The sequence below is a fragment of the Frondihabitans sp. PhB188 genome (genome assembly GCF_003752365.1).
Taxonomy (GTDB): domain Bacteria; phylum Actinomycetota; class Actinomycetes; order Actinomycetales; family Microbacteriaceae; genus Frondihabitans.
Genome location: NZ_RJUO01000003.1, coordinates 379,333 through 401,754, shown reverse-complemented (window position 1 = coordinate 401,754; position 22,422 = coordinate 379,333). Strand labels below are relative to the sequence as shown.

At 69.6% G+C, this 22,422-nt stretch carries 21 protein-coding genes; 14 read left to right on the top strand and 7 right to left on the bottom strand.

All coding sequences use genetic code 11. The features are described from left to right. Positions 1 to 166 precede the first annotated feature (166 nt). Both EDF46_RS10665 and EDF46_RS10660 read left to right on the top strand, forming a co-directional pair. Positions 167 to 1,522 (top strand): PhoH family protein, encoded by a 1,356-nt coding sequence (locus tag EDF46_RS10665; RefSeq protein WP_123506251.1) that lies wholly within the window; start codon positions 167 to 169, stop codon positions 1,520 to 1,522. Between the two features lie 151 nt (positions 1,523 to 1,673). Continuing rightward, positions 1,674 to 2,186, top strand: a complete 513-nt coding sequence (locus tag EDF46_RS10660; RefSeq protein ID WP_123506250.1) for a prepilin peptidase — start codon at positions 1,674 to 1,676, stop codon at positions 2,184 to 2,186. A 91-nt stretch (positions 2,187 to 2,277) separates the two neighbouring features. On the opposite strand, the gene EDF46_RS10655 is transcribed toward EDF46_RS10660, so the two are convergent. The 5 genes from EDF46_RS10655 to xseA all read right to left on the bottom strand — a co-directional run bounded on the left by EDF46_RS10655 (position 2,278) and on the right by xseA (position 6,625). After that, positions 2,278 to 3,717 (bottom strand): aspartate ammonia-lyase, encoded by a 1,440-nt coding sequence (locus EDF46_RS10655; protein WP_255410950.1) that lies wholly within the window; start codon positions 3,715 to 3,717, stop codon positions 2,278 to 2,280. 46 nt (positions 3,718 to 3,763) lie between these two features. Next, positions 3,764 to 4,357 carry a carbonic anhydrase gene (locus EDF46_RS10650; RefSeq protein ID WP_123506539.1) on the bottom strand — a complete coding sequence of 198 codons (594 nt, stop codon included), beginning with the start codon at positions 4,355 to 4,357 and terminating at the stop codon, positions 3,764 to 3,766. 106 nt (positions 4,358 to 4,463) lie between these two features. Further along, entirely contained in the window at positions 4,464 to 5,123 is a 660-nt protein-coding gene (locus EDF46_RS10645; RefSeq protein WP_123506249.1) for a DUF4245 domain-containing protein, read from the bottom strand. Further along, positions 5,120 to 5,359 (bottom strand): exodeoxyribonuclease VII small subunit, encoded by a 240-nt coding sequence (locus EDF46_RS10640; protein WP_123506248.1) that lies wholly within the window; start codon positions 5,357 to 5,359, stop codon positions 5,120 to 5,122. The genes EDF46_RS10645 and EDF46_RS10640 overlap by 4 nt, the downstream gene beginning before the upstream one ends. Positions 5,360 to 5,368: 9 nt before the next feature. Continuing rightward, positions 5,369 to 6,625 carry an exodeoxyribonuclease VII large subunit gene (gene xseA, locus EDF46_RS10635; RefSeq protein ID WP_123506247.1) on the bottom strand — a complete coding sequence of 419 codons (1,257 nt, stop codon included), beginning with the start codon at positions 6,623 to 6,625 and terminating at the stop codon, positions 5,369 to 5,371. A 72-nt stretch (positions 6,626 to 6,697) separates the two neighbouring features. On the opposite strand from xseA, the gene EDF46_RS10630 reads away from it, so the two are divergent. Both EDF46_RS10630 and EDF46_RS10625 read left to right on the top strand, forming a co-directional pair. Then, complete coding sequence (locus EDF46_RS10630) at positions 6,698 to 7,771, top strand: 4-hydroxy-3-methylbut-2-enyl diphosphate reductase (protein WP_233579993.1); 1,074 nt, start codon at positions 6,698 to 6,700, stop codon at positions 7,769 to 7,771. Then, entirely contained in the window at positions 7,768 to 8,403 is a 636-nt protein-coding gene (locus tag EDF46_RS10625) for a DUF6264 family protein (RefSeq protein WP_123506246.1), read from the top strand. Before EDF46_RS10630 ends, EDF46_RS10625 begins: the two co-directional genes overlap by 4 nt. Before the next feature lie 86 nt (positions 8,404 to 8,489). Here the strand turns inward: EDF46_RS10625 and fbaA are convergent, their stop codons facing one another. After that, positions 8,490 to 9,518 (bottom strand): class II fructose-bisphosphate aldolase, encoded by a 1,029-nt coding sequence (gene fbaA, locus EDF46_RS10620; protein WP_123506245.1) that lies wholly within the window; start codon positions 9,516 to 9,518, stop codon positions 8,490 to 8,492. A 151-nt stretch (positions 9,519 to 9,669) separates the two neighbouring features. Here fbaA and glpX point away from each other — a divergent pair, with 151 nt between their 5' ends. Further along, entirely contained in the window at positions 9,670 to 10,665 is a 996-nt protein-coding gene (glpX, locus tag EDF46_RS10615) for a class II fructose-bisphosphatase (protein ID WP_123506244.1), read from the top strand. A 4-nt stretch (positions 10,666 to 10,669) separates the two neighbouring features. Here the strand turns inward: glpX and rmuC are convergent, their stop codons facing one another. Next, positions 10,670 to 11,899, bottom strand: coding sequence for a DNA recombination protein RmuC (rmuC, locus tag EDF46_RS10610; RefSeq protein WP_123506243.1), 1,230 nt, complete (start codon positions 11,897 to 11,899; stop codon positions 10,670 to 10,672). Positions 11,900 to 12,035: 136 nt separating this feature from the next. Here rmuC and iolC point away from each other — a divergent pair, with 136 nt between their 5' ends. Genes iolC through EDF46_RS10565 form a run of 9 tightly spaced genes read left to right on the top strand, consistent with a single transcriptional unit; the run spans position 12,036 to position 22,419 of the window. Beyond that, a complete protein-coding gene (iolC, locus tag EDF46_RS10605) occupies positions 12,036 to 13,001 on the top strand; it encodes a 5-dehydro-2-deoxygluconokinase (RefSeq protein WP_123506242.1) in 966 nt (321 codons plus the stop codon). Further along, positions 12,994 to 13,917 (top strand): class I fructose-bisphosphate aldolase, encoded by a 924-nt coding sequence (locus EDF46_RS10600; protein WP_123506241.1) that lies wholly within the window; start codon positions 12,994 to 12,996, stop codon positions 13,915 to 13,917. Before iolC ends, EDF46_RS10600 begins: the two co-directional genes overlap by 8 nt. Before the next feature lie 31 nt (positions 13,918 to 13,948). Beyond that, the gene (locus tag EDF46_RS10595) at positions 13,949 to 15,478 is read left to right on the top strand and encodes a CoA-acylating methylmalonate-semialdehyde dehydrogenase (RefSeq protein ID WP_123506240.1); all 1,530 of its coding nucleotides are present in this window, start codon (positions 13,949 to 13,951) and stop codon (positions 15,476 to 15,478) included. A 7-nt stretch (positions 15,479 to 15,485) separates the two neighbouring features. Beyond that, complete coding sequence (iolB, locus tag EDF46_RS10590) at positions 15,486 to 16,409, top strand: 5-deoxy-glucuronate isomerase (protein ID WP_123506239.1); 924 nt, start codon at positions 15,486 to 15,488, stop codon at positions 16,407 to 16,409. Next, on the top strand, positions 16,406 to 18,319 hold the full coding sequence (gene iolD, locus EDF46_RS10585) for a 3D-(3,5/4)-trihydroxycyclohexane-1,2-dione acylhydrolase (decyclizing) (protein ID WP_123506238.1): 1,914 nt from the start codon (positions 16,406 to 16,408) through the stop codon (positions 18,317 to 18,319). Before iolB ends, iolD begins: the two co-directional genes overlap by 4 nt. 39 nt (positions 18,320 to 18,358) lie before the next feature. Next, positions 18,359 to 19,282: a sugar phosphate isomerase/epimerase gene (locus EDF46_RS10580; protein WP_123506237.1), complete on the top strand. Its 924-nt coding sequence runs from the start codon at positions 18,359 to 18,361 to the stop codon at positions 19,280 to 19,282. A 39-nt stretch (positions 19,283 to 19,321) separates the two neighbouring features. After that, on the top strand, positions 19,322 to 20,368 hold the full coding sequence (locus EDF46_RS10575) for a Gfo/Idh/MocA family protein (protein WP_123506236.1): 1,047 nt from the start codon (positions 19,322 to 19,324) through the stop codon (positions 20,366 to 20,368). Then, positions 20,368 to 21,273 carry a sugar phosphate isomerase/epimerase family protein gene (locus EDF46_RS10570; protein ID WP_123506235.1) on the top strand — a complete coding sequence of 302 codons (906 nt, stop codon included), beginning with the start codon at positions 20,368 to 20,370 and terminating at the stop codon, positions 21,271 to 21,273. Before EDF46_RS10575 ends, EDF46_RS10570 begins: the two co-directional genes overlap by 1 nt. Before the next feature lie 39 nt (positions 21,274 to 21,312). After that, positions 21,313 to 22,419 (top strand): transaldolase family protein, encoded by a 1,107-nt coding sequence (locus EDF46_RS10565; RefSeq protein ID WP_123506234.1) that lies wholly within the window; start codon positions 21,313 to 21,315, stop codon positions 22,417 to 22,419. The last annotated feature ends 3 nt before the right edge of the window (positions 22,420 to 22,422 follow it).

Below are 22,422 nucleotides of genomic sequence, written 5' to 3'. Positions count from 1 at the left end.
TGCTCGTAACCCGGCGTCAGCGTGTCGCATTTGTGGGATGTCGGTGGGCTGACGTAGCTTCAACCCATCAGGTAAGGCACCTGATCGAGACGGCCACGTAAGTTCGTTTCGAAACTGCTCCACGGCCGTCTTGAGGGAAGGTACCGAGTGCCCACCGCACCCGGAGATGGAGTCGGTCGTGACCGCATACGACGTCGCAGAAACCCCCACCACCAGCGCCGAGGGGGTGAAGACCGGCCAGAAGACCTACGTTCTCGACACCTCGGTTCTGCTCAGCGATCCGCAGGCGATGTTCCGCTTCGCGGAGCAGTCGGTCGTGATCCCGGTCGTCGTCATCGGCGAACTGGAGAAGAAACGTCACGACCCCGAGCTCGGCTACTTCGCACGTCAGGCTCTGCGCCTGCTCGATGAGTTCCGCGTCAAGCACGACCGCCTCGATTTTCCGGTCGAGGTCGGCAAGGGCGGTTCGCTCCGCGTCGAGCTGAACCACTCGAACATGACCGTGCTGCCCTCGGGCCTCCGTCTCGACGACAACGACTCCCGGATCCTCGCCGTCGCATCGAACCTGTCGAACGACGGACTCGAGGTCGTAGTCGTGTCGAAAGACCTCCCGCTGCGGGTCAAGGCGGCGTCGATCGGTCTCGCGGCCGAGGAGTACCGGGCCGAGCAGATCGTCGACTCCGGCTACACGGGGCTCGCCGAGGTCGACATCTCGAGTGAGCAGATGGCGAAGCTGTACGACGACGAGCACATCTCGACGCGTGCCGCAGAGCAGCCGGTCAACACGGGTCTCGTCATGCACTCCGATCGCGGTTCGGCCCTCGGCCGCGTGGTCTCGAAGGGGCACGTGCGCCTGGTGCGCGGCGACCGCGACGTCTTCGGCCTGCACGGTCGCTCGGCGGAGCAGCGCCTCGCCATCGACCTGCTCCTCGACCCCGAGGTGGGCATCGTCTCGCTCGGCGGCCGCGCCGGCACCGGCAAGTCGGCGCTCGCCCTCTGCGCGGGCCTGGAGGCCGTGCTCGAGAAGCAGCAGCACAAGAAGATCATGGTGTTCCGGCCGCTGTACGCGGTCGGCGGCCAGGACCTCGGCTTCCTGCCGGGCGACGCAGGCGAGAAGATGAACCCGTGGGCGCAGGCCGTCTTCGACACGCTCGGCGCGATCGTGTCTCAGAACGTTCTCGACGAGGTCGTCGAGCGGGGCATTCTCGAGGTGCTGCCGCTGACGCATATCCGCGGTCGCTCGCTGCACGACGCGTTCGTGATCGTCGACGAGGCCCAGTCGCTCGAGCGCAACGTGCTGCTCACGGTCCTGTCGCGCATCGGCCAGAACTCGCGCGTGGTGCTCACGCACGACGTCGCCCAGCGCGACAACCTGCGGGTCGGACGCCACGACGGAGTCGCCTCGGTCATCGAGACGCTCAAGGGGCACCCCCTGTTCGCCCACGTGACGTTGACGCGTTCGGAGCGGTCGGCGATCGCCGCGCTGGTCACCGAGCTGCTGGAGTCGAACGAGCTGGCCTAGTCGCCGTCGGGCGGCCTCGGGTCTCCTGCACAGTGCAGGGCTGTGCTCACACGAGCAGGACTGTGTGCACACAGGCAGGACCCGGGGGCCGCTCTCCACAGATCGAGCCCGGGGTGACCGGGGGTGCATCGCCGGCTCCTACGGTCGACGCATGCACCCCCTCGTCGACGCCCTGGTCATCCTCGCCCTGCTCGGCGTGAGCGTCTCCCTGCCAGTGGCGGCGCTTCCGCTGGCCGTGTGGCTGGCCTTCACGACGCCGCTTCTGGTGCGGAGTGATGTCGCGTCGCTCCGCCTCCCCAACGCCGTGACGCATCCGGCTCTGGCAATCGCCGCGGTCGGCGGGGTGGTGGCCGTCGTCGCGGGCGACTGGCCGCCGTCGGCCGCCGCCGTCGCGCTGGGCGTCGTGGTCGCCACAGCCGCCGTCGGCTGCCTGGCGGCCTCCCGCGGCGCCGTGGGAATGGGCGACGTCAAGCTGGCCACCGCCGTCGCCTGCGGGGCGCAGTCGGCGTGGCCGGGCGGGGCCGCCGTCGCACTCGTCGGGTGCGGCGTCGCGGGTCTCGTCACCCTCGTCGTGTCCCGGCGCCCGCGCCCGACGCCGCTCGTGGTGCCGTACGGCCCGGCCGTTCTCGCGGGCTTCTGGCTGGCCGCTGCCCTCGCGCCGTGACGACGGAGTGCCCTGGAACGGCGGTTCCGGGGGCGGACGGGCAGCCCCCGTGGACGCCCACCGGTCGCGGCGCGTTCCGGGACGGCTCGGCTCAGCCCGGGTGGGTCATGCTGAGCACGTCGAGCGCCTTGTCGAGCTGCTCCTCGGTGACCTCGCCGCGTTCGACGAATCCGAGGTCGATGACGGCCTCGCGCACGGTCATCTTCGCGCTGACGGAGTGCTTGGCGATCTTCGCCGCCGCCTCGTAGCCGACGATGCGGTTGAGGGGCGTGACAATCGACGGAGAGGACTCGGCGAGGGCGCGGGCGTGCTCGACGTTGGCGATTAGCCCGTCGACAGCCTTGTCGGCGAGAGCGACGGTTGCGTTCGACAGCAGGCGGATCGATTCGAGCAGCGCGGTGCCCATGACGGGGATGGCGACGTTGAGCTCGAAGGCTCCTGAGGCGCCCGCCCAGGCGATGGTGGCGTCGTTGCCGATGACGCGGGCGCTCACCATGAGCACCGCCTCGGGGATGACGGGGTTGACCTTGCCGGGCATGATCGACGAGCCGGGCTGGAGGTCGGGGATGTGCAGCTCGCCGAGGCCGGTGTTGGGGCCGGAGCCCATCCAGCGGAGGTCGTTGTTGATCTTGGTCAGGCTGACGGCGAGCACGCGCAGGGCGCCGGACGCCTCGACGAGGCCGTCGCGGGCGCCCTGGGCCTCGAAGTGGTCGAGCGCCTCGGTGACGGGCAGGCCCGAGTCGGCCGCCAGGGCCGCGATGACGCGCTGCGGAAAGCCGATGGGCGTGTTGATGCCGGTGCCGGTGGCCGTGCCGCCGAGCGGCACCTCGGCGACGCGGGGGAGCGTCGCGGTGACGCGCTCGATGCCGAGGCGGATCTGGCGGGCGTAGCCGCCGAACTCCTGGCCGAGGGTGACAGGCGTGGCGTCCATCAGGTGGGTGCGACCCGACTTGACGACGCCCTTCCATTCGTCGGCCTTCTTCTCGAGGGCGAGGGCGAGGTGGTCGAGAGCGGGGACGAGGTCGTGCAGCAGGGCGCCCGTGACGGCCACGTGGACCGAGGTCGGGAAGACGTCGTTCGACGACTGCGACGCGTTGACGTGGTCGTTGGGATGAACCGGCGAGCCGAGGATTCCGGAGGCCAGCGTGGCGAGCACCTCGTTCATGTTCATGTTCGACGAGGTGCCGCTGCCGGTCTGATAGACGTCGACAGGGAACTGGTCGTGATGCGAGCCGCCGATGATGAGGTCGGCCGCCTCGGCGATCGCCGCTGAGATGGGGCCCTCGAGGATCCCCATCTCGCCGTTGACGATCGCGGCCGCGCGCTTGATGCGCGCGAGGGCGACGATCTGCGCCGGCTCGAGCCCCGCACCCGAGATCGGGAAGTTCTCGACGGCGCGCTGCGTCTGGGCACTGTAGAGGGCGCTGGCCGGGACCCTCACCTCGCCCATCGTGTCGTGCTCGATGCGGAACTCGCCGGCGGCGCCGCTCGAGGTCGAGTCGGGCGTTGCGGTGGTCTCGGTGGTGGTCACGTCGCTGTGGTCCTTCCGTCAGGGGGTGTGGTGTGCGGGCCGGGCCTCAGAGATCGCCGACGACCGTGTGGAAGTCGACTCGGCCGTTGGCAAGGTCGTAGTTGGCTCCGACGACTGCCAATCTACCGCTGGCGACTGCGTCCGAGATCACAATCGAGCGCTGGAGGAGAGCGCCCACGGACGCCTCGATGTGCAGTCGGCCGACCTCCCGCGGATCGAGAGCGCCCGCGGCATCCGCGAGCTCGCGGTGCGCCCGCTTGACCGAGGGCACGATCATGTCGACGAGGCGCTGCAGGTAGAACGACTGCGACTCGGAGTTGGCATCGATCGACGCGATGGCGGCGGCCACGGCACCGCAGCTGTCGTGCCCGAGCACGACGATCAGCGGCACCTTCAGAGCGGTCACAGCGAACTCGAGCGAGCCGATCTCGTTGTCGCCGACGACCTGACCGGCGTTCCTCACCACGAAGAGGTCGCCGAGACCGCTGTCGAAGATGATCTCGGCGCCGAGGCGGCTGTCAGCGCACCCGAACACGGCCGCGATCGGCTTCTGACCGGAGGCCACCAGGGAGCGACGGTCGGCGTCCTGGTGCGGGTGCTCGGGGCGGCCCTCGACGAACCGCACGTTGCCGGCGGACATGGCCTTCCAGGCGGTGCCGGGGGTCGGGGTGGCTGTGGTGTCGGTCACGAGGGCTCTCCAGGGGTCGGGATCGGGAGGGTCGGGGGGGGCTTGGCTCGTCGGCTGCTCAGTCGGCCAGCTGCGCGGCGACGCGGGTAGCGAGAAGGTCGAACTGGGTGTCGCTGGCGGTGCCGGCGAGGACGACGGTGGAGTCGCCCTCGGTCGCGACCATCGCGTACGCGTTGTTGCCGGTGTTGTTCTCGGCGCGCTGGTCGTACACGGTCCAGGTCACGCCGCCGACGGTCTTCTCGGAGGTCTTGCGTGCCTCGTCGAGTTTGTTGCTGACCCACGTCGCATTCGCTTTGAAGCCCTGCGTCAGGCCGATGAACTGCGTGTCGGGGGTGAGGAAGCCGACGTACCAGGTGGCTACGCCGTCGGCGCCCGCGGGCGCGATCTCGGCGCGGTTCGACGTCCACTTCGAGGGCATCGCGGGTGCGGCGAGCTTCTCGGTCTGCTGGGGCTGCGCCTCGGAGGCCACCTTCTGGTAGTCGACGACCTGCAGGTGCGAGCCGTCGTCACGAGGCACAGCCAGAACGAGCAGGACGACGATGGCCACCGAGACGATGATCGCGATGGCCAGGTTGAAGGCGGTCTGGTTCTCGCGATGCGCACGCGAGCTGGCGGCCTTGCGGGCTGCCGTCTCGCCGGGGGTCTCGGGGCGGCCGAGCTCGGCGACCACGCGGGGCGCGCGCTGCTTGCCGAGAGGAGGGGGCGGGATGTCGCTCATTCGGCGACCGCACTCGAGCGCGCCTTCTCGAGGCGCTCCTTGGCGCCCTGCAGCCACTCTTCGCACCGGGCGGCGAGGGCCTCGCCGCGCTCCCAGAGGGCGAGCGACCGCTCGAGCGTCGAAGCGCCCTGCTCGAGCTCGTTGACGACGGTCACGAGCTCGTCGCGAGCCTGCTCGTAGGTGTACGAGGAGACGGCGGGGAGATCGGCGACATCGGAGACAGGGGAGGTTGCCACGGTGAAATCCTATCGAGCGGGGGTGGGAGCGCCATCCGAGGCGCCGTCGGTGCGAGGCCCTCGGCTGACGGTGTCGAGCGAGCCGGAGGCGAGGGTCAGCAGCAGGGGAGTGTCGGGCGGCGCCTCGGACGAGTCGCGGAGCACCGCGCCCGAAGGGAGCTGGGCGATCGAGTAGCCGCGCCGGAGCGTGGACTCGGGCGAGAGGGCGCGGAGCTGGGCGGCGAGCTCCGAGACCCGGACGCCGGCGCGCTCGATGGCGCGTCGCAGGAGCTCTTCGCTCCGGGCGACGTACCGGAGCAGCTCGTCGGCGCGGATGTCGAGGAGAGTCTGCGGGCGGGCGAGCACGGGCCGGCTGCGGATCTGGCCGAGCCGGTCGATCTCTCCGTTGATCAGGTGCGTGAGGCGGCCGGCCATGCGCCCGCGGGCCTGCTGCACGCGCAGGAGCTCTTCTCCGACGTCCGGCACGACGCGCTTGGCCGCGTCGGTCGGCGTGGAGGCGCGGAGATCGGCGACCTCGTCGAGCAGCGGGCGGTCGGCCTCGTGGCCGATGGCGCTGACGATGGGCGTCGTCGCGGCGGCGGCCGCGCGAAGGAGCCCCTCGTCGCTGAAGCCGAGCAGGTTCTGGAAGTCGCCGCCGCCGCGGGCGACGATGATGACGTCGACCTCGGGGTCGGCGTCGAGCGCCTTCACCGCCGCGGTCACCTCGCTCGGCATGCGCTCGCCCTGGACGGCGGTGTGGATCGTCTTGAACCGCACCGAGGGCCAGCGCAGCTGGGCGTTGCGGAGCACGTCCTTCTCGGCGTCGCTGTCCTTGCCGGTGACGAGGCCGATGCACTGAGGGAGGAAGGGCAGTCGCCGCTTCCGAGCCGGATCGAACAGCCCCTCGGACGCGAGCTGCCGGCGCAGGCGCTCGAGCCGCTCGAGCAGGTCGCCGAGACCGACGTGCCGCATGTCGAACACCTGCATGGTGAGCGATCCGCCCTTGACCCAGTAGTTGGGCTTGATGGCGGCGATGACCCGGTCGCCCTGCTTGAGGTCGTCGGGGATCTTGCCCCGCACGCTCGACCAGATCGAGAACGAGACCGTGGCGTCCTGCTCGAGGTCTTTGAGCTTGCCGTAGACGTTGCCGCCGGAGCTGTTCCACTGCGTGATCTCGCCCTCGACCCAGGCCGTGCCGAGGCGGTCGATCCAGTCGCGGACCTTGGCCGCCAGCAGCCCGACGGGCCAGGGCGCGTCGGCTGTGGGAGGCGGGGTGACGATCGTCAAAGAAGCTCCTCCTGGGCGCCAGCGTCGAGAGACTCTCAGGCCGGTCGGACCAGGCCCGCCTAGAATCACTCCGTGAGCCGAATTACGAATGGCGCTCTCGCCATCGACCTTCCGACACCGCGTGTTCCCGCGGTGCGCAACAGGCTAAAGGATACCCCCGTCATCGGGCGCAAACGCGTGCTCCTGGCGGCCCCCCGCGGCTACTGCGCCGGTGTTGACCGCGCCGTGATCGCCGTCGAGAAGGCCCTCGAGCACTACGGCTCGCCGGTCTACGTCCGCAAGCAGATCGTGCACAACGTCCACGTCGTGGCCACGCTCGAGCAGCAGGGCGCCATCTTCGTCGACGAGGTCGACGAGGTACCCGAGGGCTCGCACATCGTCTTCAGCGCGCACGGCGTCTCGCCGGCCGTCGTGAAGGGCGCCGACGACCGCGGTCTGCTGTCCATCGACGCGACCTGCCCGCTGGTCACCAAGGTGCACCGCGAGGCCATCCGATTCGCGAAGCAAGACCAGCACATCATCCTCATCGGCCACGCCGGCCACGAGGAGGTCGAGGGCACCATGGGCCACGCTCCCGAGCGGACCACCCTCGTGCAGAACCCCGGCGAGGTCGACACGCTCGTCGTCGACGACCCCGACAACCTGGTCTGGCTGTCGCAGACGACCCTCAGCGTCGACGAGACGATGGAGACGGTCAACCGCCTCCGCCAGCGCTTCCCGAACATCCAGAACCCGCCGTCCGACGACATCTGCTATGCCACGCAGAACCGCCAGGTCGCGATCAAGAAGGTCGCGAAAGACGCCGATCTCGTGATCGTCGTCGGCAGCGCGAACAGCTCGAACAGCGTGCGCCTCGTCGAAGTCGCCCTCGAATACGGCGCCAAGGCCGCTTACCGCGTCGACTACTCCTCCGAGATCCAGCAGGAGTGGCTCGACGGCGTCGAGACCGTCGGCGTCACCTCCGGCGCCTCCGTGCCCGAGGTCCTGGTCGACGAGGTCCTGGCCGAGCTCTCCGACGCCGGCTATGCCGACGTGGGCGAGGTCAAGACCGCCGAAGAAGACCTGATGTTCTCGCTCCCGAAAGAGCTGCGCAAAGACTCCACCGGCGGGGTCGACTCCCGAGCCCTGGGCGGCCGCACCCGATGACCACGCCTCCCGAGCAGACCGCGCACGCCGAGACACCCCAGTCCGCGGCCGCCGAGCCCGTCCGGGTCGAGGGCCGTCCAGCCCCGGAATACGGCGAGTACGCCCCGCCGGGCTGGGTCAGCCCCGTCGCTCCGGCGCCTGAGCCGAGCACAGCCCAGACACCGGCGCAGCAAGTCAGGGCCTCCGCCGCACCGCAGCGTCCGGGTGCTCCGACCTTCGACGCGCCGCCGCCCACCGGCGCGCCCGTCCCCGGGGCTCCGCCCAAGGCACTTCGCAATGCGGCCTTCAACCGCTTCGCGACGCTCGGTCTCATCGTCTACGGGCTGTACGACGTGGTCCGCTCCGCCTTGGAGTCCGACACCTTCGTGACGACCTACGTCGCGGAGTTCCGCTCGCTCGGGTACCTCTCCGGCGCGTTCGAGAGCACGGCGGCGCTGCAGCTCGTCGGGGTCGTCAGCGCCGCCGCCTCGGTGCCGATCTTCCTGATCACGATGATCGTCGCGATCCGCCGGCTCCGGGCGGGCAAGCGCTCCTGGCTCGTGCTCCTGATCGTCGGACTCGCCGTCAACGTCGTGACCGTACTGGTCGTGGTGGGCGTCGTCATGGGCGACTCGTCGTTCGTCGGGGCCTGACGGCCCCCATCAGGACGCAGACGAGGCGGCCGCCGAGTGGCGACCGCCTCGAGATCCTGCGCAGGATCTGCTGACGAGCCCTGCGATCAGCTCTTGCTCTGGCCGTGCGAGCCCAGCTGCTTCGTCGCCTCCAGCACGCGGGCGGCCATGGCGGTCTCGGCGATCTTGCCCCAGGAGCGCGGGTCGTAGACCTTCTTGTTGCCGACCTCGCCGTCGACCTTGAGGAACCCGTCGTAGTTCTTGAGCACGGTGTCGGCGATCGAGCGCGAGAACGCGTACTGCGTGTCGGTGTCGATGTTCATCTTGACGACGCCGTTCGACACGGCCTCTGAGATCTCGGCGTCGGACGAACCCGATCCGCCGTGGAAGACCAGCTCGAGCGGCTTGGCCGCGGTGCCGAACCTCTCGGCGATGCCGGCCTGGATCTCGCCGAGGAGCTCGGGGCGCAGCTTGACGTTGCCGGGCTTGTAGACGCCGTGCACGTTGCCGAAGGTGAGAGCGGCGATGTAGCGGCCCTTGTCGCCCAGGCCGAGCGCCTCGACCACGCGGGTCACGTCGCCGACGGTCGTGTAGAGCGCGTCGTTCGTGCCCTCGTGCTCGACGCCGTCCTCCTCGCCGCCGACGACGCCGATCTCGACCTCGAGGATCGCGTTGATGGCCTTGGTGCGCTTGAGCATGTCTTCAGCGATCGAGATGTTCTCGTCGAGGGGCACCGCGCTGCCGTCCCACATGTGCGACTGGAAGAGGGGGTTGCGGCCCGCCTTGACCTCCTCCTCGGAGGCGGCGATGAGCGGCATGACGAAGCCGTCGAGGGCGTCCTTGGGGCAGTGGTCGGTGTGGAGGGCGACCGTGACGGGGTAGTTCTTGGCCACCTCGGTGGCGAACTTCGCGAATGCGATGGCGCCCGCGGCGCGGTTCTTGACCGTCTGGCCGGCGAAGTAGTCGGCGCCTCCGGTCGTGACCTGGATGATGCCATCCGACCCGGCCTCGGTGAGACCCTGCAGCACGGCGTTGATGGTCTGCGACGACGAGACGTTGATCGCGGGGTAGGCGAACCCCTGCGTCTTCGCTCGGTCGAGCATCTCGGCGTACTGCTCTGGGGTGGCGACGGGCATGACTTCTCCTTCGATGACGGGCGCGTTCTCGTTTCACTCTACCGAGGCGCGATGGGCGCTCGCCGGGTCGATCCGGCGCTGCACATGTGTGCACCTGCAATCGCGCGACGGCGTAATGGCTCGGACTTCCGACCCGGGTAAAGTTCGCCTCATGACCATCAGCGATCCTGGCACCCTGTTCACCCACCCCGACCGGAACCTCGGAATGGAGCTGGTGCGGGCGACGGAGGCCGCGGCCATCCGGGCGGCACCGTGGATCGGCCGCGGTGAGAAGAACCTCGCCGACGGCGCCGCTGTCGATGCGATGCGCAAGTTCCTCGGCACCGTCGACTTCGACGGCGTCGTGGTGATCGGCGAGGGCGAGAAGGACGACGCCCCGATGCTCTTTAACGGCGAGCACGTCGGCACCGGCAACGGCCCCTCGTTCGACATCGCGGTCGACCCGATCGACGGCACCTCGCTCACCGCGACCGGCCGCATGAACGCCGTCTCCGTGATCGCCGTCTCGGACCGCGGCACGATGTACGACCCCAGCGCCGTCTTCTACATGGACAAGATCGTGACAGGCCCCGAGGGCCTCGGCGTGATCGACCTCAGCCTCCCCATCGGCGACAACATCCGCGCCCTCGCCGCGGCCAAGGGCATGCCGGTCGAAGAGATGCAGATCGCGGTCCTCGACCGTCCGCGTCACAAGCAGCTCATCGCCGACATCCGAGCAGCGGGCGCAGGAACGCGGCTCCTCCTCGACGGCGACGTCGCGGGCGGAATCAACGCGGCCCGCCCCGAGTCCCGCATCGACATGTGCGTCGGCGTCGGCGGCACCCCCGAGGGCATCATCACCGCCTGCGCAGTCAAGGCGCTCGGCGGCGTCATCCAGGGCAAGCTGAAGCCGAAGGACGACGCGGAGCGCCAGCGCGCGATCGACGCCGGCCACGACCTCGACCGCATTCTCACGGGCGACGACCTGGTCACGGGCGACAACACCTACTTCGTCGCGACCGGCGTCACCGACGGCGCTCTCGTCGCCGGTGTCTCTCGCAAGAACGGCCTGATCCGCACCGAGTCGCTGGTGCTCCGCTCGCACTCGGGCACCCAGCGCCGCGTGATCGCCGATCACCTCGAGTCGAAGTGGCTCGGCGAGGCCTAGGTCTCTAGCTCTCGCGCACGCGGTCGAGCTCGGCAGTGAGCTCGACCGCCGCGAGGTCGCGCGGCAGGTCGTCGATCGGCGCGGCCGGTGCCAGCACAGTCGCCTCGTCGAGCATCGACAGCCGTCGGGCCGACGGAAGCACCTGCCTCTCCAGCGAGCCGACGAACCTGTTGTAGTCGGTCACCGTGCCGCGGATGGAGCGCCCGAGCTTGTCGACGTGCCCGGCCATCGTCGACAGGCGGCCGTACAGCTCGCGACTGAGGTCGAAGAGCTGCTTGGCCTCTTGCGTCACGACGTCCTGCTGCCAGCTGAACGCGATGGTCTTCAGCACCGACCACAGGGTGACCGGCGAGGCCAGGGCGACGCGCTTCTGGAACGCGTAGTCCATGATCGACGGGTCGGCCTCGAGCGCCGAAGACACGAGCGACTCGCTCGGGATGAACGCGATCGTGAGCTCGGGCGACGAGTCGAGACCCGACCAGTACGCCTTCGCGGCGAGGGCGTCGATGTGGGCCCGGACGGCCTTGACGTGCGCGCGGAGCAGGTCGTCGCGGCGTGCACGGTCGGCGCCGGTCGCCGTGGCCGGGATCGTCGATGCCTCGAGGTAGGCGGTGAACGGCACCTTGGCGTCGACGGCGATGTTCTTGCCGCCGGGCAGGTGGATGACCATGTCGGGGCGGCGTGCCCCGGAGTCGGCCGCGATCGACGACTGGACGTCGAAGTCGACGCGCTCGAGGAGCCCCGCGGCCTGCACGACGTTGCGGAGCTGCGTCTCGCCCCAGACGCCGCGCGTGCTGTTCGACTTGAGGGCCGCCGCCAGCGACTCGGCCGTCGAGCGCAGGCGCTCCTCCGACTCGGAGGCGGAGCGCAGCTGCTCGCTGAGCTCGCCGTGCTGCTGTTGGCGCTGCTGCTCGAGCTCGGCGACCTTGAGCTGCACGGCACGGAGGCTCTCGGCCACGGGGCTCAGGGCGGTGAGCACCCGGCCGTCGGCCGACGAACGCGCCGTCTCGGCCTCTGCCGAGGCGATCAGCCGGTCGTGCAGCTCGTCGACCCGTTGCTCCTGCAGTTCGAGCTGCCGGGCGTGCTGCGCCTCCTGCGCGTCGAGGCGCTCGCGCAGGGCGGCGGCCGTCGACGCGGAGCCGGCGACGCGGCCGCGCGCCAGCGCGAGGCCGATGAGGATGCCGAGCGCGGCGCCGGCGAGGAGCCCGAGGAAGAGAGCGGCGGTGGAGGACATGCTGGGAGTCTGGCAGTGCCCACCGACAAAGGTCTCGCAATCCGGAGGCTTAATGTCCTGACATTAAGGCAAGAGACGTGTACGCTCGACATCACAGCACGGTTCCGCCTTCACACAGGAAGTTGTACATCGGAGTATGACCCAGACAGCAGGTACCCCCTACGACGTCGTGACCATGGGCCGGGTCGGCGTCGACATCTATCCGCAGCAGGCCGGAGTGCCTCTCGAGGAGGTCGAGACGTTCTCCAAGTCGGTCGGCGGCAGTGCGACCAACGTCGCCATCGCGGCCACGCGCTACGGCAACCGGTCCGGCGTCATCACCCGCACCGGTGCCGACCCGTTCGGCCGCTACGTCGTGAAGGAGCTCGAGCGCCTCGGCGTCTCGACGGAGTTCATCTCGACCGTCGCCGGGCTCAACACCCCCGTCACGTTCTGCGAGATCTTCCCGCCCGACGACTTCCCGCTCTACTTCTACCGGGCGCCCAAGGCCCCCGACCTGATGATCACGGTGCAGTCGCTCGACCTCGCCGCCATCGAGCAGGCCCGGGTCTTCTGGACGACCGTCACAGGCCTCTCCGAGGAGCCCAGCCGACAGGCCCACCACGTCGCCTACCAGGCGCGCGGCCGACGCCCCCTGACGATCCTCGACCTCGACTACCGTCCGATGTTCTGGTCGTCGGCCGAGGTGGCCACCCGCGAGGTCGGGCGTGCCCTCGAGCACGTCACGGTCGCGGTGGGAAACAAGGAGGAGTGCGAGATCGCCGTCGGCGAGACGGAGCCCGAGCGCGCAGCCGACGCCCTCCTCGAGCGCGGCGTCGAGCTCGCGATCGTCAAGCAGGGCCCGCGCGGGGTCCTCGCCAAGACGCGCGACGAGTCGATCGAGGTACCCGCCCACCTGGTCAAGGTCATCAACGGCCTCGGCTCGGGCGACGGCTTCGGCGGCGCCCTCATCCACGGGCTCCTGCAGGGCTGGGAGCTCGAGCGCGTCCTGCGCTTCGCCAACGCCGCCGGCGGCATCGTCGCCACCCGCTTCGAATGCTCGACCGCGATGCCCACCGCGGCCGAGGTCGAGGCAGTCCTCGAGGAGGCCCTCCATGTCTGACGCATCCTCGTCGTTCGCCGACAGGGTCGCGCGTCTGCGCGACATCCGCGCCGCCGAGCCGGAGGCGATCGGCGCCGCTCTCGCGAGCCGCGTCCGGCGCCCGCTCCTGGAGGGCGACGGCCGCCTGTTCATCGTGGCCGCCGACCACACGGCCCGCGGCGCCCTTGGAGTCCGCGGAGACTCGCTGGCGATGTCCGACCGGGGCGAGCTGCTCCGCCGCCTCGTAGTCGCTCTCGAGCGACCAGGCGTCGACGGCGTGCTCGGCACCCCCGACATCCTCGAAGACCTGGCCCTGCTCGGCGCTCTCGACGGGAAGGTCGTCGTCGGCTCGATGAACCGCGGCGGCCTCCAGGGCGCCACGTTCGAGATGGACGACCGCTTCACCGCCTACTCGTCCCAGGGCATCGTCGACGCCGGGTTCGACTTCGCGAAGCTGCTCATGCGCATCAACCTCGAGGACGCCGGCACCGCGACGACCATCGAGGCGACCGCTCGGGCCGTCAGCGAGTCGGCCGCCCTCCACCTGCCGATCATGCTCGAGCCGTTCGTGTCGAACTGGGTCGACGGCCGCATCGTCAACGACCTCTCGACGCAGGCCGTCATCAAGTCGGTCGCCATCGCCTCGGGCCTCGGCGAGTCGACGGCCTACAGCTGGCTGAAGCTCCCGGTCGTCGACGACATGGAGCGCGTGATGGCCGCGACCACCCTGCCGACGCTCCTCCTGGGAGGCGACCCGGCCGAGAACCCCGACGAGACCTACGCGAAGTGGGGCGCCGCCCTGGCGCAGCCCGGCGTGCGCGGCCTCACCGTCGGCCGGACCCTGCTCTACCCGTCCGACGACGACGTCGTCGCAGCCGTCGACACGGCGGCCGGGCTCGTCCACTCCACTGTCCCGGCGCAGGCCCAGAACGCCTAGACCGAACGCTCCGCTCAGAAAGAAGAAGCAGATGACTACCACCGCTCCCACCGCCGGCGCGACCGCGACCGAGCTTCCCGAGATCACCCACTGGATCGACGGAGCGCGCGTCTCGGGCGCGTCGGGCCGCACGGCCCCGGTCTACGACCCCGCGCTCGGCGTCGCGACGAAGACCGTCGCCCTCGCCAGCCAGGAGGAGATCGACCGCGCCATCGCGAGCGCCAAGGCGGCGTTCCCGAAGTGGCGCGACCTGTCGATCACGAAGCGCCAGCAGATCATGTTCCGCTTCCGCGAGCTGGTCAACGAGCGCAAGGACGAGCTCGCCGAGATCCTCACCGCCGAGCACGGCAAGGTCATCTCCGACTCGCTGGGCGAGATCCAGCGCGGCCTCGAGGTCCTGGAGCTCGCGACCGGATTCCCGCACCTCATCAAGGGCGAGTTCAGCCAGCAGGTGTCCACCGGTGTCGACGTCTACTCGACCAAGTCGCCGCTCGGCGTCGTGGGCATCATCAGCCCGTTCAACTTCCCGGTCATGGTGCCGATGTGGTTCTTCCCGATCGCCATCGCGGTCGGCAACACGGTCGTCCTCAAGCCCAGCGAGAAGGACCCGTCGTCGAGCATCTTCCTGGCGGAGCTCTTCAAGGAGGCCGGTCTGCCCGACGGCGTCTTCACCGTCCTGCAGGGCGACAAGCTCGCCGTCGACGGCCTGCTGAACAGCCCCGACGTCGCCAGCATCTCGTTCGTCGGCTCGACGCCGATCGCGAAGTACATCTACGAGACCGCAGCCAAGAACGGCAAGCGCGTCCAGGCCCTCGGCGGCGCGAAGAACCACATGCTCGTGCTGCCCGACGCCGACCTCGACCTGGTGGCCGACTCGGCCATCAACGCGGGCTTCGGCTCGGCCGGCGAGCGCTGCATGGCGATCAGCGTTCTCGTCGCCGTCGGCGACGTAGCCGACAAGGTGGTGCCGATGATCAAGGAGCGCATGTCGAAGCTCGTGATCGGCGACGGTCGGCGATCCTGCGATATGGGCCCTCTGGTCACCGAGCAGCACCGTGACAAGGTCGCCTCGTACGTCGACATCGCGATCGCCGACGGAGCCGACGTCGTCGTCGACGGCCGCGGCATCGAGGTCGACGGCGACAAGGCCGGCTTCTGGTTCGGCCCCACCCTGATCGACAGGGTGCCGCTGACCAGCCGCGTGTACACGGAGGAGATCTTCGGACCGGTGCTCAGCGTGGTCCGCGTCGACACCTACGAGGAGGGCGTCGAGCTCATCAACTCGGGCGCCTTCGGCAACGGCACGGCGATCTTCACCAACGACGGGGGAGCTGCGCGTCGCTTCCAGAACGAGATCGAGGTCGGCATGATCGGCATCAACGTGCCGATCCCCGTCCCGGTCGCCTACTACTCGTTCGGCGGGTTCAAAGACTCGATCTTCGGCGACTCGAAGGCCTACGGCATGCAGGGGTTCCACTTCTTCACGCGCGAGAAGGCCATCACGTCGCGCTGGTCCGACCCGTCGCACGGCGGCATCAACCTCGGCTTCCCCCAGGCGTGACGCACCCATGACCACCTGGTTCCACCCCGCACAGAGCCTGGCCCGCGGTGGCTGGCAGTCGGTCGTCGACGACACCCTCGAAGGCTGGCAGCACACCGGCCTCCGGGTCGGCGAGCTGGCGGCCGGCGAGCTGACGCTGACCGCCGGCGATAGGGAGCGCATGATCGTGCCGCTGACCGGCGACGTCCGCATCGAGTGGGCGTCCGCCGGCGACCGCGGCACGATCGAACTCGAGGGCCGCGCCTCGGTCTTCGACGGTCCGCCCGATGTCGCCTACCTCGGCGTCGGCACCTCGGCGACCCTCTCCGGCTCCGGCCGGGTCGGCGTCGCCGAGGCGCCCGCGACCGAGGTGCTCTCGGTGCAGGTGCTCCGCAGGGCCGACATCCCGGTCGAGATCCGCGGGGCCGGCCGCTCGACCCGCCAGGTGCACAACTACGGCACGCCCGCGGGTCTGCACGCGCAGAAGCTCATCGTCTGCGAGGTCATCACACCCGCCGAGAACTGGTCGTCGTACCCGGCGCACAAGCACGACGAGGCCGTGCCCGGCGTCGAGTCGCGGCTGGAGGAGATCTACTACTTCGAGTCCGAGGTCACCCGCGGGGCAACCGCTCCGGCTGAGGCGCAGCCCTTCGGCATGTTCGCCACCTACTCGTCGCCCGCCGGTGCGATCGACATCAACGCCATGGTCCGCACCGGCGACATCGCGCTGGTGCCCTTCGGCTACCACGGCCCTGCCGTGGCCGCCCCGGGCTACGACCTGTACTACCTGAACGTGATGGCCGGGCCCGACCCGGAGCGCGTCTGGAACATCACCGACGATCCGGCGCACGGGTGGGTCCGCGCCGAATGGTCGGAGCAAGAGACCGACCCCCGCCTCCCGTACGCCGCCGCAGAGCCGCACACGCTCAACCAGAAAGCATCAGGTCGATGACGACTTCCCCAGCACAGACCATCCGGATGACCGTGGGCCAGGCCCTCGTCGAGTTCCTCGCCAACCAGTGGACGGTCGACGGCGATGTGCGCGAGCGCACGATCCCGGGCATCTTCGGCATCTTCGGCCACGGCAACGTGGCGGGCGTCGGCCAGGCGCTCAAGCAGCTGCACGAGACCAAGCCCGGTCTCATGCCGTACCTCCAGGCCCGCAACGAGCAGGCCATGGTGCACGAGGCCGTCGCGTACGCGCGCATGCACCGCCGCCGCGCGACCTATGCGTCGACCGCGTCGGTCGGCCCCGGCGCCGCCAACATGCTGACCGCCGCGGCCCTCGCGACGACGAACCGCCTGCCCGCGCTGCTCCTCGCCAGCGACACCTTCGCGACCCGGGTCTCCGACCCGGTGCTGCAGCAGATCGAGATGCCCCACGACACCTCGATCAGCGTGAACGACGCGTTCCGCCCGCTCTCGCGATTCTTCGACCGGGTGGTCCGCCCCGAGCAGCTGTTCTCGATAGCCCTGTCGGCCATGCGCGTTCTGACGGATCCGGTCGAGACGGGAGCGGTGACGATCGCGCTTCCCGAAGACGTGCAGGCCGAGGCGATCGACGTCCCCGTCGAGTTCCTGCGTCCCCGCGAATGGCACGTTCGCCGGCCCGTCCCCGAGAAGGGCCCGCTCGAGCGCGCGATCGCCGCGATCCGCGGCGCCGAGCGCCCGTTCATCGTCGCCGGCGGCGGAATTCTCTACTCGGGCGCCGAAGAGCAGCTCCGCGCCTTCGCGGCGGCGACCGGCATCCCGGTCGGCACGACGCAGGCCGGTGGCGGCGCCCTCGACTGGGACCACCCGCAGTACCTCGGCGGCGTAGGCGCCACCGGCTCACTCGCGGCGAACGACCTCGCGGCCGAGGCCGATGTCGTGATCGGCATCGGCACCCGCTACAGCGACTTCACGACGGCTTCGCGCACCGCGTTCCAGGACCCCGACGTGACCTTCGTCAACATCAACGTCGCGTCGTTCGACGCCTACAAGCACGGCTCGCAGCTGCCGATCATCGCCGACGCCCGCGAGAGCATCGACGCGCTGTCGCACGGCCTCTCGGAGTTCGCCGTCTCGAGCGACTACGCCGCGCGCATCGCGTCCGAGAAGGCCGCGTGGGACGACCTCGTCGACGAGGCCTTCCTCCCCAGCGGCCTCGCGCTGCCGGGCCAGCCCGAGATCATCGGAGCCGTCCAGGCGGCATCCGACCCGACCGACGTCGTGGTCCAGGCCGCGGGCTCGCTCCCGGGCGACCTGCACAAGCTCTGGCGCACCCGCGACGCCCTGGGCTACCACGTCGAGTACGCGTTCTCGTGCATGGGCTACGAGATCGCCGGCGGCATCGGCGTGAGGCGCGGCGCCCCCGACCGCGACGTCATCATCATGGTGGGCGACGGCTCGTACCTGATGCTGCACACCGAGCTGGTCACGGCGGTCGCCGAGGGCATCAAGGTGATCGTCGTCCTGATCCAGAACCACGGCTACGCGTCGATCGGCCACCTCTCCGAGACGGTCGGCTCGGAGCGCTTCGGCACCCTGTATCGCAAGCAGGACAAGGCGACGCTCGACTTCCAGGGCTCCGAGATCCTGCCGGTCGATCTCGCGATGAACGCGCGCAGCTACGGCGTCGACGTCATCGAGATCGAGCCGACGACGAACGCGATCGCCGACCTGTCGGCGGCGCTCGCCACGGCGAAGGCGTCCGAGACCTCGACCCTGATCCACATCAACAGCGACCCGCTCGTCTATGCGCCCGACGGCGCCGGCTGGTGGGACGTCCCGGTCGCTCAGGTCTCGACCCTCCCCTCGACGCAGAAGGCCTACGACGACTACCTCGTCGAGCAGGCGAAGCAGCGGCCCCTCCTCGGCTGAACCCCGACAACCTCCTACCACGAAAGAGACAGCGCAGTCATGACCGTCACCGACACCCAGGGCATCCGCATCGGCACCGCACCCGACTCGTGGGGCGTGTGGTTCCCGGAGCACCCCAGCCAGATCCCCTGGGACCGCTTCCTCGACGAGGTCCAGAAGGCCGGCTACGAGTGGATCGAGCTGGGGCCGTTCGGCTACCTGCCGACCGACCCGCACCAGCTGGAGGACGAGCTCGGCAAGCGCGACCTCAAGCTCTCGGCGGGCACCGTCTTCACGGGGTTCCACAAGGGCGACGAGCAGTGGAAGCGCGCGTGGGACCAAGCGCTCGACGTCGCCGGCCTCGCCTCCAAGCTCGGTGCCGAGCACCTCGTCGTCATCCCCGACCTCTGGCGGAGCGATGCCACCAACGAGGTGCTCGAGGCGCGCACCCTGACCGACGAGCAGTGGGCGAAGCTCGGCGCCGGCCACGACAAGCTCGGCAAGGCGCTGCTGGAGGAGTTCGGCATGCACCAGCAGTTCCACACGCACGCCGACAGCCACGTCGGCACCTACCAGGAGACCGAGCGCTTCCTGCAGGTCACCGATCAGCAGTTCACCAACCTGTGCCTCGACACCGGCCACTTCGCCTACTACGGCGGCGACAACGTGCGCCTCATCGAGCAGCACCCGGAGCGCATCGGCTACCTCCACCTCAAGCAGGTCGACTCCGACCTCCGCTTCACGGTGCTGAAGAACGACATCCCCTTCGGCGAGGCCGTCGGGATGGGCGTGATGGTGGAGCCCCCGAAGGGAGTTCCTGCGCTGGCCCCGATCATCGAGGCCGTGGCGAAGCTCGACTCGAACATCTTCGGGATCGTCGAGCAGGACATGTTCCCGGTGGCCTCGATCGACCTGCCGCTCGGCATCGCCACGCGCACCCGCGAGCACATCTTCGGGTGCACCCACCTCGCCCGAGTCAACTAGTCCCGCTGACATACAGAGCACCAGAGAGAGAAGAGAACCATGAGCACGCAGGAACTCCGCGTCGCCGTCGTCGGCGCCGGCATGATGGGCGCCGACCACGTCGCCCGCATCACCCAGCGCATCTCCGGCGCCCGCGTCACGGCCGTCGTCGACCCCGACGCCGCCCGCGCCACCGCCGCCGCGGCCCTCGCGCCCGGCGCCCAGACGTTCGCCGCCTTCGAGGACGCCCTCGCGGGCACCGAGATCGACGCCGTCATCATCGCGACCCCCGGGTTCCTGCACGAGCCGGTGATCCTGCCCGCGCTCGAGAAGGGCCTGGCGATCCTGAGTGAGAAGCCACTGAGCGACACAGTCGACTCGAGCCTCCGCATCATCGAGGCCGAGCAGAAGCTCGACCGACCGCACATCCAGGTGGGCTTCATGCGCCGCTTCGACGCCGGCTACCTCCAGCTCCGCGAGCTCGTGCGGTCGGGAGCCAACGGGTCGCTGCTCGCTCTCCATTGCGCTCACCGCAACGCGTCCACGCCTCCGAACTACTCGGAGTCGGCGCTCATCACCGACTCGGTGATCCACGAGATCGACATCGTGCCGTTCATCGCTGGCGAGCCGATCGTCTCGGTCGAGGTCAAGAAGCCGCGTCGCAACTCGCTCGCGCCCGACGGCCTGGTCGAGCCGCAGTTCGTCCTGCTCGAGACGCTGTCCGGCACCCTCGCGATCGTCGAGATCAGCGTCAACATCCAGTTCGGCTACCAGGTGACGACCGACGCGGTCTTCGAGTCGGGCGTGGCGTCGATCGGCCGCGCCGAGACCATCCAGATCGCCAGCGCGGGCCAGATCGGCCAGAGCGTCACCCCGTCGTTCAAGGAGCGCTTCGGCGCCGCCTACGACGTCGAGATCCAGCGCTGGGTCGACGCGGCGCACCGCGGCGAGATCGACGGACCGTCGGCCTGGGACGGCTACCTCGCCAGCGTCGTCGCCGACGCGGGTGTGCTCGCGCAGTCGTCGGGCGAGAAGGTCGTCGTCGAATACGCCCTCGAGAAGCCTGCCTTCTACGAGACGGGCGCCCGCGAGGCGGTCTCGGCCTGATGGTCAAGATCGCCCTCGATCCGACGCCGTTCCACCACGACTACTCGCTCCTCGAGCTGCCGCAGAAGGTCCGCGACCTCGGGTACGACCACCTCCAGCTGACACCGCACAGAGACTTCATCCCGTTCTTCCGGCACCCGAAGGCCGACGACGACCTCGTCGACGCCTTCGCCGCGGCCTGCCGCAATGCCGGGGTGACGGTGGCGTCCGTGCTGCCGGTGCTCCGCTGGTCGGGTCCGTCCGACGACGAGCGCCGTGCCGCCGTCAAGCAGTGGAAGCGCGTCATCGACATCACGGCCCGTCTCGGCGTCGACCTCATCAACACGGAGTTCTCCGGGCGGCCCGAGCTGCAGGAGGAGTCCGAGCGCCAGTTCTACTGGGCGATGGAGGAGCTCCTCCCGCTGTTCGAGCGCGAGGGCATCCGGGTGCTCATCGACCCGCACCCCGACGACTTCGTCGAGGACGGCTTGGAGGCCGTCCGTGTGATCCGCGGGCTGAACTCGAAGCAGGTGGGCATGGCGTTCGTCTCGTGCCACACCTTCCACTACGGCGACCAGACCCCGGCGATCTTCGAGGCGGCCGGCCAGTCCATCGGCCTCGTGCACATCGCCGACACGTTCGACCACCACCGGTCGCACGGGCTCCGCTACATCACCAACCCGCCCGGCAATGCCGTGCGAGTGCATCAGCACCTGCCGATCGGCCACGGCGACGTCGACTGGGCCGAGTTCTTCGGCGGTCTGGGCGGCCTCGGATTCTTCGACCGCGACGACACGGTGGCCGTGTCGAGCGTGTTCGCCGAAGACGAGAACGCCGACGAGGTCTCGAAGTTCCAGCGCAAGCAGATCGCAGCCCGGATCGCCGCCACCCGCACCCCGCAGTCCTCTCGCTCGACGCTGTCGTAACCGGCACGCGGTCGACTCACACGATCAAGGAGACATCTCATGACGACAGTTCTCGCCGATACCCGGCCGAGCACCCTCCGCGCCGCGCAGGACACCCCGACGAGCCTCTGGAACGACTCGGCCGACCCGCAGGAACTCGCGCGCTCCATCGCCGAGTTCGGCGCCGTCGGCGCCACCTGCAACCCCGTCATCGCCCTCACCTGCATCAAGAACGACCCCGGCACGTGGATCCCGCGCCTGCGCGAGCTCGCCGCCGAGAACCCGACGATGGGGGAGTCCGAGCTGGGCTGGAAGGCCGTCGAGGAGCTCTCGATCGGCGCGGCGAAGCTGCTCGAGCCGGCGTTCGAGGCGTCGGGCGGTCGCAACGGCCGTCTGTCGATGCAGACCGACCCGCGGTTCCACCGCGACAAGGACGCCCTCGTCGAGCAGGCCGTCTCCTTCTCGGGTCTCGCGAAGAACATCATCGTGAAGATCCCCGCCACGAAGCTCGGCATCGAGGCGATGGAGGAGGCCGTGTACCGCGGCGTCTCAATCAACGCGACCGTGTCGTTCACGGTGCCGCAGGCCGTCGCCGTCGGCGAGGCTCTCGAACGCGGCCTGGCCCGCCGGGCCGCCGACATGCTCCCCGCGGCCCTGCACCCGGAGAAGACGGAATTCGGCAACGTCGTCACCATCATGGGCGGTCGCCTCGACGACTGGCTGAAGGTCGTCGCCAAGCGCGACGGGATCCTCATCGATCCGGGCTACCTGGAGTGGGCCGGCGTCGCCGCTCTGAAGAAGGCGCACCACGTCTTCGTCGAGCGCGGCTTCTCGTCGCGCGTGCTCTCGGCCGGGTTCCGCAACTACATGCAGTGGTCGGAGCTCGTCGGAGGAGACCTCGTCGTGTCGCCGCCGTTCCAGTGGCAGGTCGACATCAACGCGAACGAGATCCCCGCCGAGAACCGCATCGACGTGCCGGTCGACCCGGAGATCATCGAGACGCTCCGTGCGAAGATCCCCGACTTCACCCGCGCCTACGACGTCGACGGCATGGAGCCGGCCGAGTTCGACCGGTTCGGCGCCACCGTCACGACGCTCCGTCAGTTCCTCGACGCCGACGCTCAGCTCGACGCGCTCGTGCGCGACGTGATCGTGCCGGGGGTCTGAGCG

Coding starts and splice junctions, on each gene's coding strand:
- EDF46_RS10665 (WP_123506251.1), top strand. CDS start 167: ATGGAGTCGGTCGTGACCGCATACGACGTCGCAGAAACCCCCACCACC.
- EDF46_RS10660 (WP_123506250.1), top strand. CDS start 1,674: ATGCACCCCCTCGTCGACGCCCTGGTCATCCTCGCCCTGCTCGGCGTG.
- EDF46_RS10650 (WP_123506539.1), bottom strand. CDS start 4,357: ATGTCCGCCGGCAACGTGCGGTTCGTCGAGGGCCGCCCCGAGCACCCG.
- EDF46_RS10645 (WP_123506249.1), bottom strand. CDS start 5,123: ATGAGCGACATCCCGCCCCCTCCTCTCGGCAAGCAGCGCGCGCCCCGC.
- EDF46_RS10625 (WP_123506246.1), top strand. CDS start 7,768: ATGACCACGCCTCCCGAGCAGACCGCGCACGCCGAGACACCCCAGTCC.
- fbaA (WP_123506245.1), bottom strand. CDS start 9,518: ATGCCCGTCGCCACCCCAGAGCAGTACGCCGAGATGCTCGACCGAGCG.
- glpX (WP_123506244.1), top strand. CDS start 9,670: ATGACCATCAGCGATCCTGGCACCCTGTTCACCCACCCCGACCGGAAC.
- rmuC (WP_123506243.1), bottom strand. CDS start 11,899: ATGTCCTCCACCGCCGCTCTCTTCCTCGGGCTCCTCGCCGGCGCCGCG.
- iolC (WP_123506242.1), top strand. CDS start 12,036: ATGACCCAGACAGCAGGTACCCCCTACGACGTCGTGACCATGGGCCGG.
- EDF46_RS10600 (WP_123506241.1), top strand. CDS start 12,994: ATGTCTGACGCATCCTCGTCGTTCGCCGACAGGGTCGCGCGTCTGCGC.
- EDF46_RS10595 (WP_123506240.1), top strand. CDS start 13,949: ATGACTACCACCGCTCCCACCGCCGGCGCGACCGCGACCGAGCTTCCC.
- iolB (WP_123506239.1), top strand. CDS start 15,486: ATGACCACCTGGTTCCACCCCGCACAGAGCCTGGCCCGCGGTGGCTGG.
- iolD (WP_123506238.1), top strand. CDS start 16,406: ATGACGACTTCCCCAGCACAGACCATCCGGATGACCGTGGGCCAGGCC.
- EDF46_RS10580 (WP_123506237.1), top strand. CDS start 18,359: ATGACCGTCACCGACACCCAGGGCATCCGCATCGGCACCGCACCCGAC.
- EDF46_RS10575 (WP_123506236.1), top strand. CDS start 19,322: ATGAGCACGCAGGAACTCCGCGTCGCCGTCGTCGGCGCCGGCATGATG.
- EDF46_RS10570 (WP_123506235.1), top strand. CDS start 20,368: ATGGTCAAGATCGCCCTCGATCCGACGCCGTTCCACCACGACTACTCG.
- EDF46_RS10565 (WP_123506234.1), top strand. CDS start 21,313: ATGACGACAGTTCTCGCCGATACCCGGCCGAGCACCCTCCGCGCCGCG.